This window comes from Peribacillus sp. NPDC097197 (assembly GCF_050278025.1).
In the GTDB taxonomy this organism is placed as follows: domain Bacteria; phylum Bacillota; class Bacilli; order Bacillales; family DSM-1321; genus Peribacillus.
The window spans coordinates 15,173-29,422 of record NZ_JBNNST010000023.1; the positions used below are offsets into that span (position 1 = coordinate 15,173).

Below are 14,250 nucleotides of genomic sequence, written 5' to 3' on the forward strand. Positions count from 1 at the left end.
CATTCGTGGGGCGTTAGCATAACTTAAGAAAGAAAACAATCTAGGGTGGGCTTTAAAATAAGTCTTCTCATGGGGTGGAGCAATGAATGTTCAGATAAATGATATTGTCGGTCGGCTCTCTTATAAATGCGACGTACTATTTCGGGTAATTGATATCCGTGATAATTACGGCAAACGTGAAGCGGTTCTTTACGGGGAAGATATTCGGCTAATCGCAGATGCACCTTTTCAGGATTTGATGATCATAAACGATAATGAGCGAAGTGTCCGTCAAAAGTCCAATGAAGCACTCCAAGAACAATCCTACCGCCTATTAACGCAAGATTTAGAGCTTCAGCAGCAAAAAAGCGGATATCAATCAAGTAATGGGTACCGCTATAGCGGAGAATACTTTCAAATACCAGGCAGAGTGCTACATGTAGACGGGGATGCTTCCTATCTTCGAAAATGCCTGGACCTTTACCAGAAATTCGGCATACCGGTGAATGGCGTCTATTGTAACGAAAAAGAAATGCCCCAGAGAATTGGCAGCCTACTGGACCATTACCGTCCAGATATCCTTGTCGTCACGGGTCATGACGCCTATTCTAAATCAAATGGACCGATGTCCGATATCAACGCCTATCGTCACTCCAAGGATTTCGTGCAAACCGTCCGTGAGGCGAGAAAGAAGGTATCACATCTAGATCAACTAGTTATATTCGCTGGTGCTTGTCAATCCCACTTTGAATCGATCATCCAAGCAGGGGCTAATTATGCAAGTTCCCCTTCGCGCGTGAATATTCATGCGCTTGATCCCGTATATATTGTCGGTAAGGTAAGTTTCACGGCCTATATGGAGAATCTTCATGTTTGGGATGTTCTTCGCAATACGTTAACAGGCGAAAAAGGATTGGGCGGGATTGAAACAAAAGGCATGCTTCGAACAGGACTCCCCTTTAAACCTTTCCAGGAAGAATGATGAGCTGCATTTTGAAAGAATGCAGCTTAATTTATTGCTTGAAATTTCGGATATCAATAATTCTGAGGGGATTTTTTTAATCGAAAAAGGGAGCAGAGGACTCAGTAGCGAAAATTTTTCCTTTTTGATAATGAATAGTTCGCTTACATATATTTTCAATTACTAGGAGATAATAAAAATGTTAACGATTTTTGCGGAATTAAGGTAAAAATATATTGACTACATTTTTAACTGCTGATATAATTTATTATTTTGTTTGCGTATATTAACAATTTGTGATATACTATAATTAGTGAGGTGGACCGAAAATGCCAAAAACTCTAGCTGATATTAAAACTGCACTTGATTCAAACCTAGGTAAAAGATTGCTTTTGAAAGCAAACGGTGGAAGAAGAAAGACTGTAGAACGTTTTGGAATTTTGGCGGAAACTTATCCGGCTGTTTTTGTAATTGAACTCGACCAAGATGAAAATGCGTTTGAAAGAGTATCTTACAGCTATGCAGATGTATTAACGGAAGCCGTGGAACTAACCTTTTTAAACAAACAACAAGAGATTTAACTTAGAGGAAGTAGCAGACAATATGTTTGCTACTTTTTGATTTGTCCAAAATCCAGGTGTGACCAGTTCAGGGTGGAATAAGTAAGCATGAAATAGCGTATGTAACAAACAATAGGCATGTGACAGCATGTGAAAGGGGTTGTTTCGCTTGAGTAGAAAAAAAGGGATTATGTCCGAGGACTTTAAAGAGGAATTGGCAAAAGAACTTGGATTTTACGATGTTGTCCAAAAAGAGGGTTGGGGCGGAATTCGAGCCCGCGACGCAGGAAACATGGTAAAACTTGCAATCGAAAAAGCACAACGTCAAATGGTGGATAAAGAATAAAATCTCACTAAAATGAATCATGCTGTCCTTACGAAATGGGCCAGGCTCTTTCTTCAATGTATAGCGATATCCTTTTATGCTTACATTGTAGATACAGGAGTCTGGCCTTTTATTATAAAGAAACATAAGCGAATAACGGGCACTAAGTTGCATGGCAAGTCCTTCAAGAAGGAGCAACGGCCCCCTCTCCCCGCAGTCCTTTTCTCCCCTCTAAGGTATTCTCCACTTCAATACATTGTAAATACGATGAAAAAACCTTTAGAATAGAAACAAATATGATAGAATAGGACAAGAACTTTTAAGAACGTTAAAGTAGGTGGACATATTGAAGCTTATGGAAAAAGCCCCGGCTAAAATTAATTTAGCTTTGGATGTGCTTTTCAAACGGCCTGATGGGTATCACGAGGTGGAGATGATCATGACGACAGTCGATCTTGCCGATAGAATAGAGCTAAAAGAAATAAAAGGGAACCACATTCAAATTCTATCTCATAATCGATTCGTTCCGGATGATCATCGGAACTTGGCGTATCAAGCTGCATTCATTTTAAAGGAACGTTATGGAATTAATAAAGGTGTTTCTATTACAATAGAGAAAAATATTCCTGTAGCAGCCGGACTTGCAGGTGGAAGCAGTGATGCCGCTGCTACATTAAGAGGATTAAATAGACTATGGAAGTTAGGACTTTCCATGGATGAACTTGCTGAAATAGGGGCAGAAATCGGTTCTGATGTTTCGTTTTGTGTATATGGAGGGACGGCTTTGGCTACAGGACGTGGGGAAAAAATCATGCATCTTCCTACACCGCCCAAATGCTGGGTTATTTTAGCCAAACCGACTATTGGCGTCTCTACCGCTGATATATATAAACGATTGCAGGTTGCCAAAATGGATCATCCTGATATTCCCGGTATGATTTCGGCCATAAGGGATAATAGTTATGAACGTGTATGCGACGGTCTGGGAAATGTACTGGAGCAGGTTACATTGCAATTGTATCCAGAGGTGGCCAACATTAAAGACCAAATGAAGACGTTCGGCGCAGATGCTGTCTTGATGAGTGGAAGCGGACCGACAGTCTTTGGACTAGTGGAACATGACTCCCGTATGCAAAGGATCTATAACGGACTACGAGGATTTTGTGATCAAGTCTATGCTGTCCGCATGTTAGGTGACCGTAGCGACCTTGAATAAATGCGGACAATGATGTTATAGTTGCATTATAATATTCGGAAATGACAGAGGGTGTGTTACAAATGAAATTTCGTCGCAGCGAGAGGCTAGTCGATATGACCAATTATTTATTAGAACATCCAGGGGAACTCGTTTCACTGACCTATTTTGCTGAGAGGTACAGTTCTGCCAAGTCTTCAATAAGTGAGGATTTGACGATCATCAAGGATACCTTTGAGCAAAGAGGAATAGGTTCTTTGACGACCGTACCGGGTGCCGCGGGTGGCGTAAAGTATATCGTTTCCATTAAACGGGAGGAAGCCGATACCTTTATAGATGAGCTTTGTGAAACAATCGCTAGTCCTGAAAGACTATTACCGGGCGGCTACCTATATATGACCGATATCTTAGGTCACCCGCAAACTGTGAATAAGGTCGGCCGGATCATCGCTTCCATGTATGCCAAGAAAAATGTCTCGGTTATAATGACGATGGCTACTAAAGGGATATCATTAGCATACGCGGTGGCGAACTATTTGAATGTTCCCGTCGTCATAGTAAGAAGGAATAATAAGGTGACAGAAGGCTCTACCGTTAGTATCAACTATGTCTCTGGCTCGTCTAAAAGAATCCAGACAATGGTCCTTTCAAAGAGAAGCTTGGTTGAGGGATCGAATGTGCTGATTGTGGATGATTTCATGAAGGCAGGAGGGACAATCAACGGGATGGTAAGCCTTCTGGATGAATTTAAGGCGACTGTTGCCGGGATTGCTGTCCTCGTAGAGTCCGAACATACGGAAGAGTGTCTCGTGGAGGATTATGTGTCATTAATCAAGCTGACGCAGGTTGTTGAAAGAGATAAAAAGATAAACGTTAGTCGTGGAAACTATTTTACTAAAAGGGATTAAGGGGGATTTTTCATGAAAAAAGTACACACGAATGAAGCACCAGCAGCAATCGGTCCATATTCACAGGGTATCATTGTGGAAAGTTTATTCTATAGTTCGGGTCAAATTCCTCTTACTGCTTCCGGGGAAATGGTGAATGGAGACGTAAAAGAACAGACGCATCAGGTATTTAGGAATCTTCAGGCTGTATTGAAAGAGGCAGGTGCTACTTTAGACACAGTCATTAAAACGACGGTATTCATTAAAAGCATGGATGACTTCAGTTCGATTAATGAGGTATATGGAGAGTATTTTTCTACACATAAACCGGCGCGGTCTTGCGTAGAGGTCGCACGTTTGCCTAAGGATGCTCTTGTGGAAATAGAAGTGATTGCGCTCGTTAAATAAACGGGCTCTTTTTTTTTGCCTTTTCTAGGGGGATTGTAGTGGGTACTTTTCCAGTATTTTCAGGATGTTTTTAATGTTTTTTCAAAACTAGGCTTAATTTTCTAAAAAACTTACAGATAATAGAAGGATTTCCCGTTTATTTGTTGAATATGTACTTTAAGATTTAACAACTAAAAGGGATGGTGAGCTTAAATGGAAGTTACTGACGTAAGATTACGCCGTGTGAATACGGATGGTCGTATGAGAGCAATCGCATCAATTACACTCGATAATGAATTTGTGGTTCATGATATTCGAGTAATTGACGGAAATAATGGTTTATTTGTGGCTATGCCAAGTAAACGTACTCCAGATGGGGAATTCCGTGATATTGCGCATCCGATTAATTCTTCCACACGCGGGAAAATTCAAGAAGCTGTCTTGACAGAATATCATCGTTTAGGAGAACTTGAAACCGAATTAGAGGAAGCAGGAGCAGGAGCTTCTTAAGTGTTTTACATGGTCCATTATAAATAAGTGCAACCAGAGCCTACTTCTTAAGTAGTGCTCTTTTTTATTTTTATGACTTGTAAATATTGAATCTAGAAAAGTAACTGGTACTATCTTCAAAATTACAAATACCCCTTTTGTTTTATGTATAAACATTTTTTTTAGTAAATTTTATTTTTTATAAGAAAAATAATTACTTACCATTAAAGTAAAAATTGATCAATTGTGATTGATGGTCATTACAAGGGCATTCGCCGCATTGAAAGCATTACTTTTACATAGGGAAATAAGGAATGGAATCACTGTATAAACGCGGGTGTTATAGCATTTCAGGGAATGGACCTGCTACTTGATAGTCGCTTTTCACGTACATGGGTGAGAGAAATGCAGCTCATTTTGCAAAGGGGATTATAATGAATGGGGGAATTTTAATTAGTTTTTATTCCCATATTAAGGTCAAAGGTCTGATGGACAGAGGTTAACATTATCATCTACTTTCAAATGTTACCTTGAAAAGAATCCTTATTTAAGATAATATTTTTAATGGATAAAAAGGTGAAAATGGAGGCCTGTTATGAGTAATCGCTATGCAATAATTTTGGCCGCTGGGCAAGGCACTAGGATGAAATCTAAGCTTTACAAGGTTTTACACCCTGTTTGCGGAAAACCAATGGTACAACATGTTATCGATCAAGTCAATCAACTTCAAATAGAAGATATTGTAACAGTTATTGGGCATGGAGCAGAAAAAGTACAAGAACAACTTGGGGATTCATGCAAGTACGCCTTGCAAGAGCAACAATTAGGTACGGCACATGCTGTTATGCAGGCGGAAAGCGTATTAGCAGGTAAAAGTGGAATAACACTTGTTATTTGTGGGGATACGCCCTTAATCAAAGCAGAAACGATGGAAGCGCTTATCGCTTTACATGAAAAAAGCCAGGCGAAGGCAACCATTCTGACAGCGTATGCAGATCAGCCAGATGGATATGGCAGAGTCTTACGTAGTGAAAATGGACTTGTCGAAAAAATTGTCGAGCATAAGGATGCTTCTGTTGAAGAACGATATGTTAAGGAAATTAATACGGGAACATATTGTTTCGACAATCAGGCCTTATTTAGCGCACTGAAAAAAGTTTCAAATGAAAATGTCCAAGGTGAATACTATTTACCGGATGTTATTGAAATCTTAAAACAAGCAGGCGAAACAGTTACGGCCTTTCAATCAAGTAACTTCGACGAAACTTTAGGTGTAAACGACCGCGTCGCTTTATCACAGGCGGAACAAATATTACGGAAACGCATCAATGAGTTGCACATGAGAAATGGCGTCACAATCGTTGATCCGCTTACGACGTATATTGAATCCGATGTGAAAATTGGCCAGGATTCAATCATTTATCCTGGTACAATGATTAAAGGGCGAAGTGTTATCGGAACAGATTGCCAGGTTGGCCCACAATCGGAAATCATAAATTGTGTAATCGGGAATGGAACGGAAATTCGCCAATCGGTTGCACAGGATAGCCAAATTGGTAACACTGTGAAAGTCGGCCCGTTTGCGCATATCAGACCGGAATCGGATATACAAGATTCCGTGAAAATCGGAAATTTTGTCGAAATTAAAAAGTCCGTATTCGGAAAAGGAAGCAAAGCCTCTCATTTGAGTTATATAGGGGATGCTGAGGTTGGAGAGAATGTTAATATAGGCTGTGGATCTATTACCGTGAATTATGACGGTAAAAACAAATATTTGACGAAAATTGAAGACGATGTCTTTATTGGCTGCAATTCAAATCTCGTTGCGCCTGTAACGATTGCAAAAGGAGCATATGTTGCTGCGGGGTCAACAATCACCAAGGATGTACCGCAGGAAGCTCTGTCAGTTGCCCGGGCACGTCAAGTTAACAAAGAAGATTATGTGAAAAAATTAAAATTCAATAACTAACCCACGGAGGTCATCATGTCAAATCAGTATTTAGATCCTAATTTAAAAGTATTCTCTTTGAATTCAAACTTTGGTTTAGCCCAAGAAATTGCCGCAACAATTGGCGTTGAACTTGGAAAATGTACCGTAACGAGTTTCAGTGATGGTGAAGTTCAAATTAACATAGAAGAAAGTATTCGTGGGTGTGACGTTTATGTCATTCAATCAACGAGCCAGCCTGTAAATGAGAACTTGATGGAACTTTTAATCATGATTGATGCTTTAAAACGTGCTTCGGCAAAAACGATTAACATCGTTATGCCTTATTATGGATATGCACGCCAAGATCGTAAAGCACGCGCACGTGAGCCGATCACAGCTAAGCTAGTAGCAAATCTATTAGAAACAGCTGGCGCACACCGAGTTATTACATTAGATCTTCACGCACCGCAAATTCAAGGTTTCTTCGATATTTTAATTGATCACCTAGTAGCGGTTCCAATCTTGTCTGACTTCTTCAAAGAAAAAAATCTTGAAGATATCGTCATTGTTTCTCCTGACCATGGTGGTGTGACACGTGCCCGTAAAATGGCGGATCGTTTAAAAGCACCGATTGCTATTATCGATAAACGCCGTCCAAGACCAAATGTGGCTGAAGTAATGAACATCATCGGTAACATAGAAGGAAAAACAGCTATTCTGATTGATGACATCATCGATACAGCAGGAACCATTACACTTGCAGCGAATGCCCTTGTAGAGCATGGAGCTAAAGAAGTGTATGCATGTTGTACTCACCCGGTCCTTTCAGGTCCAGCTATTGAGCGCATTCAAAATTCATCAATCAAAGAATTAGTCATCACAAACTCAATTGTCCTTTCTGAAGAAAAGAAAATTGATAAAATTGTTGAATTGTCTGTGGCTCCATTGATTGCTGAGGCGATCATTCGTGTGCATGAAGAACAATCTGTTAGTACATTGTTCGATTAATAGTCAGTTTTAAAAAACATGGTGGGCCTTATGGTCCGCCATTTTTTTATTCTCTGGTTTTTAAAAAAGTTCTCCCTACTCCCCCTTATTCTTTTTTGGAGTCGTATTTCTAGCGTGCCAATATATGTTTAATCTTTCTCTGATAAGGGAAGATTTAAATATATAGTGAAACTGTAATATTTTATATTCAGGAAGGCGGAGGATGTATGAGTAATCTATTAGTAGCTAAAGAACGTAAGGGGACTAAACATTCTAATTTAAAGGACTTAAGGGAAAGCGGAGAAATTCCGGCCGTCGTATATGGGAATAAAAATGGCAGCACAGCCATTTCAGTCAACAACGCGGATTTCCAAAAAACAATAAAAGAAGTGGGCCGTAACGGAATTATTTCGTTAGATTTAGAAGGAACTAAACATCAGGTCATGCTTTCTGATTATCAGAAGGATCCGTTGAAAAACCATGTATTTCATGCCGATTTCTTAATCGTGGACATGAAAGCAGAACTACAAGCACAGGTACGCATCAATCTCGTAGGTACATCCAAAGGGGTTAAAGATGGTGGCGTCCTACAGCAGTCACTACATGAGGTAACTGTTTCAGCTAGACCTGATGATATCCCGGAATCAATCGACGTTGATGTCACAGAGCTTCAAGTAGGTGAAACAATCTACATATCTGACGTCCAATCAAACCAAAAAGTCACAATTGAAAACAGTGGGGAAGAAGTCATTGCTTCTGTATTACCACCTCGTCAAGAAGAGGAAATTAGTACAGGTGAACAGCAAGATGGTGGAATCCCAGAAAATGAGGAAGGCAGGGAGACTAAGCCTTCACCAGAGTCATGATGCCGGGATTATAGAAGTTAATCATGGTATAATAGGCGTAGCTCTTTATGAGTTGCGTCTTTTTTTGCTTCTCTGCATTCGTTAAGGAGTTATTGGTTTTAATTAGAAATAATTTCTAATTAGTTCTCCGGTCGCTTGCGGAAATACTTAAAATTAAGGTACTATTTTTCTAAGGTCACTTATGATTTTTAGAATCTTCGGTCAAACGTAACTCTCTAAATATCAGGAATGACGGAGTGTGAATCATGAAAATCTTTGTAGGGTTAGGAAACCCGGGTAAGCAATATGAAAAAACACGGCATAATGTCGGGTTTGAAGTGATAGATGAGTTAGCTAAAAATTGGTCCATTTCACTTGACCAAGCCAAGCATAAAGGCATTTATGGTGTGGGAATGGTGCGGGGCGAGAAGGTCTTACTACTTAAGCCTTTAACCTACATGAATTTGTCGGGAGAATCCATATCGGCCGTCATGCAATTTTTCAAAGTGGACGTATCGGATGTTATCATCATTTATGATGATCTTGACTTACCGCCCGGAAAAGTACGGCTTCGTCAAAAAGGAAGTGCAGGCGGACATAATGGGATTAAATCAACCATTGCCCATTTAGGTACCCAGGACTTCAATCGAATTAGAATAGGGATTGGCCGTCCAGTCGGTCGTATTCCAGTGCCTGATTATGTCTTGGGCCGTTTTTCTAAAGAAGATTGGGATCATGTCGGGGCTACAATCGAAAAAAGTGCAGCCGCCTGTGAAACATGGCTAGAAAAACCATTTACTCAGGTCATGAACGAATATAACCAATAAGGTTAGAGTAGATATAAGTTAAGGAGAAATTTCTTTCTGTTTCGCTGAATAAATCTCCCCTATTTTAGTACATACTAACGGTATTATTAAATAGGGGGTTATCGAATATGGCTCTCCATTATCGTTGCCGGCATTGCGGAACTAAATTAGGTTCACTTGAGCATGACGCATTGACCGCGGAGCAGTTGGGGTTTAATCAACTTACTGATGAAGACCGTCAAGAGATGATCGTTTATGATTCCGAAGGGGATATGCATGTGAAGGCAATATGTGAAGAATGTTATAATTCACTGCAAAATAACCCAGAATATTATGAAAGCGATTATATTATTCATTAGCGGGAGAGGGCTTTGGACAAAAATCCAAAGCATTTTTCCGTTCATTTTAGTATATATGGATTGAAAAATAGAGAATAGGTTTGATTCGGTTATAGAGAGAGTAAATACAATCAAAAGGATTTACGTATGATCAAGAGAGGAGGGACAGACTGTGGATGGATTACAACACTTGTTCTCTAAACAAGATGATGTTCATTCGTTAATAGCAGGCTTAGACGAAGGATTAAAAGAACAAATGGTATCTGGCTTGACAGGTTCTTCAAGATCACTTCTGCTGGCATCTGTATATGAGAAGACGAACAGACCAATCTTAGTAGTGACCCATAACCTACTACAAGCTCAAAAGTTCCAGGAGGATTTATCGAGTTTTATCCCGGAAGATGAGCTATTTATATATCCAGCCAATGAATTAATTGCTGCAGACATGAGTGTGGCCAGTCCTGAATTACGGGCACAACGCGTAGAAGCATTGAATTTCTGGGCAAAAGGTAAGAAAGGAATTGTCATTGCACCGATTCCAGGTGTCCGCAGAATACTTCCTCCGAAAGATGTTTGGAAGAAGCATCAGCTTTCCTTTACATTAGGTGAAGAAATCAATCTGGAATCCACATTGGGTAAATTCATCGCTATGGGGTACAATCGGGCTGAAATGGTGTCTTCCCCTGGGGAATTCAGCATCCGGGGCGGTATCATCGATATCTATCCGATAACGGACCCGGACCCTATTCGGATTGAGTTATTCGATACGGAGATTGATTCTATTAGAACGTTCTCATCAGAAGATCAGCGCTCCATTAAAAAGCTTCAGACCGTAACAATCGGCCCGGTTAGCGAAGCTCTATTGGAAACGATTCATATTGAATCCATTATTTCGAAACTTGAAAGCGGATTAAGTAAGAGCTTGAAAAAGGTAAAAGATGAAAAAACGAAAGAACAATTGGTCCAAACCATCAGCTATGAACTTGAGCAGCTTAAGGACGGTAATAAGCCTGATCAAATCTTCAAATACCTAAGTTTAGCATATGATAAACCAGCTAGTTTAATAGATTATCTTCCCGTAAATGGATTGGTGTTCCTGGATGAAATCAGTAGAATCCAAGAACTTAATGATTCTTTGGAAAAGGAAGAGGCAACATGGTATACAGACCTTATAAGTCGGGGGCAGATTATCCATGATATACAAATGGCCCATCCAATGCATGAATTAATTGCAAAATCAAATCGGCCGTTTGTGTACCTTTCATTGTTTTTACGTCATGTGCCGCATACGAACCCTCAAAACATCCTTAATTTTTCCAGTAAGCAAATGCAGAATTTCCATGGACAGATGAATGTATTCAAGGCAGAACTGGAACGTTGGAAAAAAGGGAATTTTACGGTGATCATTCTTGGGCAAGATGAGGAACGAGTAAAAAAGCTCCATTCCATATTAGCAGATTATGATATCGAAGCGGCAGAACTCCTGGATGCAAACAGCATCCTTCCTGGAAAGGTGCAGATATTACGCGGCAGCCTTAATAGCGGTTTTGAATTGCCAATGCAGAAATTCAGCATTATTACGGAAACTGAATTGTTTAATAAGAAGACAAAAAAGTCGATTCGCAGGCAAAAACTATCAAATGCGGAACGGATCAAAAGTTATTCCGAGTTGAAAATCGGTGATTACGTCGTTCATGTCAATCACGGGATTGGTAAATACTTAGGAATTGAAACGCTAACGATAAACGGGGTACATAAGGACTATCTGCATATCAAGTACCAAGCGGATGACAAATTATATGTTCCTGTTGATCAAATTAACCTTGTTCAAAAGTATGTTGGTTCAGAAGGTAAAGAACCGAAGCTTTATAAGTTAGGCGGAACAGAATGGAAACGTGTAAAAAGTAAGGTTCAGTCTTCTGTGGAGAACATTGCAGATGATCTAATTAAACTCTATGCAGAACGAGAAGCAGCAAAAGGCTATGCCTTTTCCCCTGACGGCGATATGCAGCGGCAATTCGAAACTTCATTCGCCTATAATGAAACGGAAGATCAACTGCGATCCATTACCGAGATTAAAAAGGATATGGAACGTGAAAGGCCGATGGACCGTTTGCTATGTGGTGATGTGGGTTATGGAAAAACGGAGGTGGCCATTCGTGCCGCTTTTAAAGCAATCATGGATGGTAAGCAGGTCGCTTTCCTTGTTCCGACCACGATTCTTGCTCAACAGCACTATGAAACATTGAGGGAGAGATTCCAGGAGTATCCAATATCCATAGGGCTAATGAGTCGCTTCCGTACAAAAAAACAGCAAACGGAAACGATAAAGGGAATAAAAGCTGGCACAGTGGACATCGTTGTCGGCACACACAGAATTCTATCTAAGGATTTGGTATATCGTGATTTAGGCTTGCTGGTGATTGATGAGGAACAACGCTTCGGTGTAACTCACAAAGAAAAAATAAAACGATTGAAAACCAATGTCGATGTATTGACTTTGACTGCTACGCCTATTCCAAGGACTCTTCATATGTCGATGCTGGGTGTTCGTGATTTATCCGTCATAGAGACACCTCCGGAAAATCGTTTTCCAATCCAGACCTATGTAATGGAGTATAACGGGGGCTTGGTCAAAGAAGCAATCGAACGTGAGTTAGCGAGAGATGGACAGGTTTATTTTTTATATAATAGGGTAGATGATATAGCAAGAAAAGCAGAAGAAATTTCCATGTTAGTACCGGATGCCCGCGTTACCTTTGCTCACGGACAAATGTCCGAGCAGGAGCTAGAAGCCGTCATGTTTGGTTTTCTAGAGGGAGAATATGATGTTTTAGTAAGCACAACCATCATAGAGACCGGTGTGGATATTCCCAATGTTAATACGCTCATCGTTAATGAAGCAGATAGAATGGGCCTTTCCCAGCTTTATCAGCTACGGGGACGAGTTGGACGTTCAAATCGGGTGGCCTATGCATTCTTTACTTATAGAAAAGATAAAGTGTTGACTGAAGTTGCCGAAAAACGTCTCCAATCTATTAAGGAATTCACCGAACTAGGATCAGGATTCAAAATTGCCATGCGGGATCTATCCATCAGGGGAGCAGGAAATATATTAGGTGCTCAACAGCATGGATTCATCGATTCAGTTGGTTTTGATTTATATTCTCAAATGTTACAAGAGGCTGTTGAGGCAAAACGTTCGGATAAACCAATCGAAGAAAAGTCTACACTTGAAATTGATGTTGAAATTGATGCATACATCCCAGATGCCTACATAATGGACGGACATCAGAAAATAGAAATGTATAAACGGTTCAGAGGCGTTGCTTCTCTAGAAGAAGTTGAGGAATTAAAAGAGGAGATGCTCGATCGATTTGGCGAGTACCCGGAAGAGGTTGCTTATCTATTTTTAATCGCTGAAATGAAGGTGTTTGCTAATACGGCTGGTATTGAGAGCATCAAACAGCTTAAACAGGAAATCACCATCCTCCTTAGGGAAGAAGTAAGCAGCATCGTGGACGGTCAAAAGGTCTTTGAGCTTGGCTCGAAATACGGCCGTATGGTTGGCTTCGGTATGGACGGTAATCGAATGAAACTTGTTCTGCACATAAAAGGTGTAGAACAAACCAAGTGGTTACCTATACTTTTCGAGATGACCAAAGGCCTCCAGTTCGTCAAAAAAGAAATACAAGCGACAAAAAATTAATGAGAAGATGGTTCTCTTGAAGAAGCCTTCTGGCACACTTATAAAAAATACATCAAAAAGAAATATTTTTTCAAAGTGTATAGAACTTACCATTAGAAAAATACTAAGTTCAATAGCTGGTGATGTTTTTGCTTTACAAAAGAGGATATATCAAATCAATTAGATGAAAGTGAGGCAACATTAGATGAAAGCAACTGGTATCGTTCGGCGAATTGATGATTTAGGTAGAGTTGTCATCCCAAAAGAAATTCGAAGGACTCTCCGCATCCGTGAAGGTGACCCATTAGAAATCTTCGTGGACAGAGATGGAGAAGTCATTCTAAAGAAATACTCCCCTATTAGTGAACTAGGTGATTTTGCAAGAGAATATGCAGAAGCAATATATGATAGCCTAGGAAATCCAGTTATGATATGTGATCGTGATACTTACATTGCTGTAGCGGGCGGGTCTAAAAAGGACTATTTAAATAAAAGCATCAGTGACTTGGTAGAAAAAATCATGGAGGAAAGAAATCCTGTCCTTGAATCACCGAATGGACAAATTTCCTTCGTGGATTCAAATGATGAAGAAGTTCAATCTTATGCAGCAGCTCCGATCATAGCCAGTGGTGACCCGATAGGTGCGGTTCTGATTTTCTCTAAAGATGGCGCATTAGGTGAAGTTGAACAGAAGTCGGTTGAAACAGCAGCTAGTTTCCTTGCAAGGCAAATGGAACAGTAAGTCAGGAAATGCAATTATATATATGGATGTGTAAAGGGCAGCGATCGCTGTCCTTTTTGTTCTTTTAAAAAAAGATCATAACAGGGAGTCCCATGAATAAATGGAGTCGTGCTTTTGCTGGAGGATCGTGT

14 protein-coding genes are annotated in these 14,250 nt (G+C 40.1%); all 14 read left to right on the top strand.

The annotated features are described in order from the left end of the window. Positions 1 to 82 precede the first annotated feature (82 nt). Complete coding sequence (gene yabG / locus ACQKL6_RS19530; protein ID WP_402875895.1) at positions 83 to 961, top strand: sporulation peptidase YabG; 879 nt, start codon at positions 83 to 85, stop codon at positions 959 to 961. A gap of 308 nt (positions 962 to 1,269) precedes the next feature. Beyond that, positions 1,270 to 1,521: a biofilm formation stimulator Veg gene (veg, locus tag ACQKL6_RS19535; RefSeq protein WP_402875897.1), complete on the top strand. Its 252-nt coding sequence runs from the start codon at positions 1,270 to 1,272 to the stop codon at positions 1,519 to 1,521. Between the two features lie 148 nt (positions 1,522 to 1,669). Beyond that, entirely contained in the window at positions 1,670 to 1,846 is a 177-nt protein-coding gene (locus ACQKL6_RS19540; RefSeq protein ID WP_402875898.1) for a small, acid-soluble spore protein, alpha/beta type, read from the top strand. Positions 1,847 to 2,171: 325 nt separating this feature from the next. Next, positions 2,172 to 3,041, top strand: coding sequence for a 4-(cytidine 5'-diphospho)-2-C-methyl-D-erythritol kinase (gene ispE, locus ACQKL6_RS19545; RefSeq protein WP_402875900.1), 870 nt, complete (start codon positions 2,172 to 2,174; stop codon positions 3,039 to 3,041). 62 nt (positions 3,042 to 3,103) lie between these two features. Further along, the gene (purR, locus tag ACQKL6_RS19550; RefSeq protein WP_402875902.1) at positions 3,104 to 3,928 is read left to right on the top strand and encodes a pur operon repressor; all 825 of its coding nucleotides are present in this window, start codon (positions 3,104 to 3,106) and stop codon (positions 3,926 to 3,928) included. Positions 3,929 to 3,940: 12 nt separating this feature from the next. Beyond that, positions 3,941 to 4,315, top strand: a complete 375-nt coding sequence (locus ACQKL6_RS19555) for a RidA family protein (RefSeq protein WP_402875903.1) — start codon at positions 3,941 to 3,943, stop codon at positions 4,313 to 4,315. 192 nt (positions 4,316 to 4,507) lie between these two features. Then, positions 4,508 to 4,804, top strand: a complete 297-nt coding sequence (spoVG, locus tag ACQKL6_RS19560; RefSeq protein ID WP_034316332.1) for a septation regulator SpoVG — start codon at positions 4,508 to 4,510, stop codon at positions 4,802 to 4,804. 574 nt (positions 4,805 to 5,378) lie between these two features. Beyond that, positions 5,379 to 6,752, top strand: a complete 1,374-nt coding sequence (gene glmU, locus ACQKL6_RS19565) for a bifunctional UDP-N-acetylglucosamine diphosphorylase/glucosamine-1-phosphate N-acetyltransferase GlmU (protein WP_427651774.1) — start codon at positions 5,379 to 5,381, stop codon at positions 6,750 to 6,752. 15 nt (positions 6,753 to 6,767) lie between these two features. Continuing rightward, positions 6,768 to 7,721 (top strand): ribose-phosphate diphosphokinase, encoded by a 954-nt coding sequence (locus tag ACQKL6_RS19570; protein ID WP_402875907.1) that lies wholly within the window; start codon positions 6,768 to 6,770, stop codon positions 7,719 to 7,721. Between the two features lie 206 nt (positions 7,722 to 7,927). Continuing rightward, positions 7,928 to 8,566, top strand: a complete 639-nt coding sequence (locus ACQKL6_RS19575) for a 50S ribosomal protein L25/general stress protein Ctc (RefSeq protein ID WP_402875909.1) — start codon at positions 7,928 to 7,930, stop codon at positions 8,564 to 8,566. Positions 8,567 to 8,811: 245 nt separating this feature from the next. Further along, positions 8,812 to 9,372: an aminoacyl-tRNA hydrolase gene (gene pth, locus ACQKL6_RS19580; RefSeq protein ID WP_402875912.1), complete on the top strand. Its 561-nt coding sequence runs from the start codon at positions 8,812 to 8,814 to the stop codon at positions 9,370 to 9,372. Positions 9,373 to 9,479: 107 nt separating this feature from the next. Beyond that, a complete protein-coding gene (locus ACQKL6_RS19585; protein ID WP_402875914.1) occupies positions 9,480 to 9,710 on the top strand; it encodes an anti-sigma-F factor Fin in 231 nt (76 codons plus the stop codon). Between the two features lie 151 nt (positions 9,711 to 9,861). Next, complete coding sequence (gene mfd / locus ACQKL6_RS19590) at positions 9,862 to 13,398, top strand: transcription-repair coupling factor (protein ID WP_427651775.1); 3,537 nt, start codon at positions 9,862 to 9,864, stop codon at positions 13,396 to 13,398. Between the two features lie 184 nt (positions 13,399 to 13,582). After that, entirely contained in the window at positions 13,583 to 14,119 is a 537-nt protein-coding gene (gene spoVT / locus ACQKL6_RS19595) for a stage V sporulation protein T (RefSeq protein WP_402875918.1), read from the top strand. Positions 14,120 to 14,250 lie beyond the last annotated feature (131 nt).

Bases quoted from the DNA above. Each gene is read 5' to 3' on its own strand.
- veg (WP_402875897.1), top strand. From the start codon at position 1,270: ATGCCAAAAACTCTAGCTGATATTAAAACTGCACTTGATTCAAACCTA.
- glmU (WP_427651774.1), top strand. From the start codon at position 5,379: ATGAGTAATCGCTATGCAATAATTTTGGCCGCTGGGCAAGGCACTAGG.
- pth (WP_402875912.1), top strand. From the start codon at position 8,812: ATGAAAATCTTTGTAGGGTTAGGAAACCCGGGTAAGCAATATGAAAAA.
- ACQKL6_RS19570 (WP_402875907.1), top strand. From the start codon at position 6,768: ATGTCAAATCAGTATTTAGATCCTAATTTAAAAGTATTCTCTTTGAAT.
- yabG (WP_402875895.1), top strand. From the start codon at position 83: ATGAATGTTCAGATAAATGATATTGTCGGTCGGCTCTCTTATAAATGC.
- ACQKL6_RS19575 (WP_402875909.1), top strand. From the start codon at position 7,928: ATGAGTAATCTATTAGTAGCTAAAGAACGTAAGGGGACTAAACATTCT.
- purR (WP_402875902.1), top strand. From the start codon at position 3,104: ATGAAATTTCGTCGCAGCGAGAGGCTAGTCGATATGACCAATTATTTA.
- ACQKL6_RS19555 (WP_402875903.1), top strand. From the start codon at position 3,941: ATGAAAAAAGTACACACGAATGAAGCACCAGCAGCAATCGGTCCATAT.
- spoVT (WP_402875918.1), top strand. From the start codon at position 13,583: ATGAAAGCAACTGGTATCGTTCGGCGAATTGATGATTTAGGTAGAGTT.
- ACQKL6_RS19585 (WP_402875914.1), top strand. From the start codon at position 9,480: ATGGCTCTCCATTATCGTTGCCGGCATTGCGGAACTAAATTAGGTTCA.
- spoVG (WP_034316332.1), top strand. From the start codon at position 4,508: ATGGAAGTTACTGACGTAAGATTACGCCGTGTGAATACGGATGGTCGT.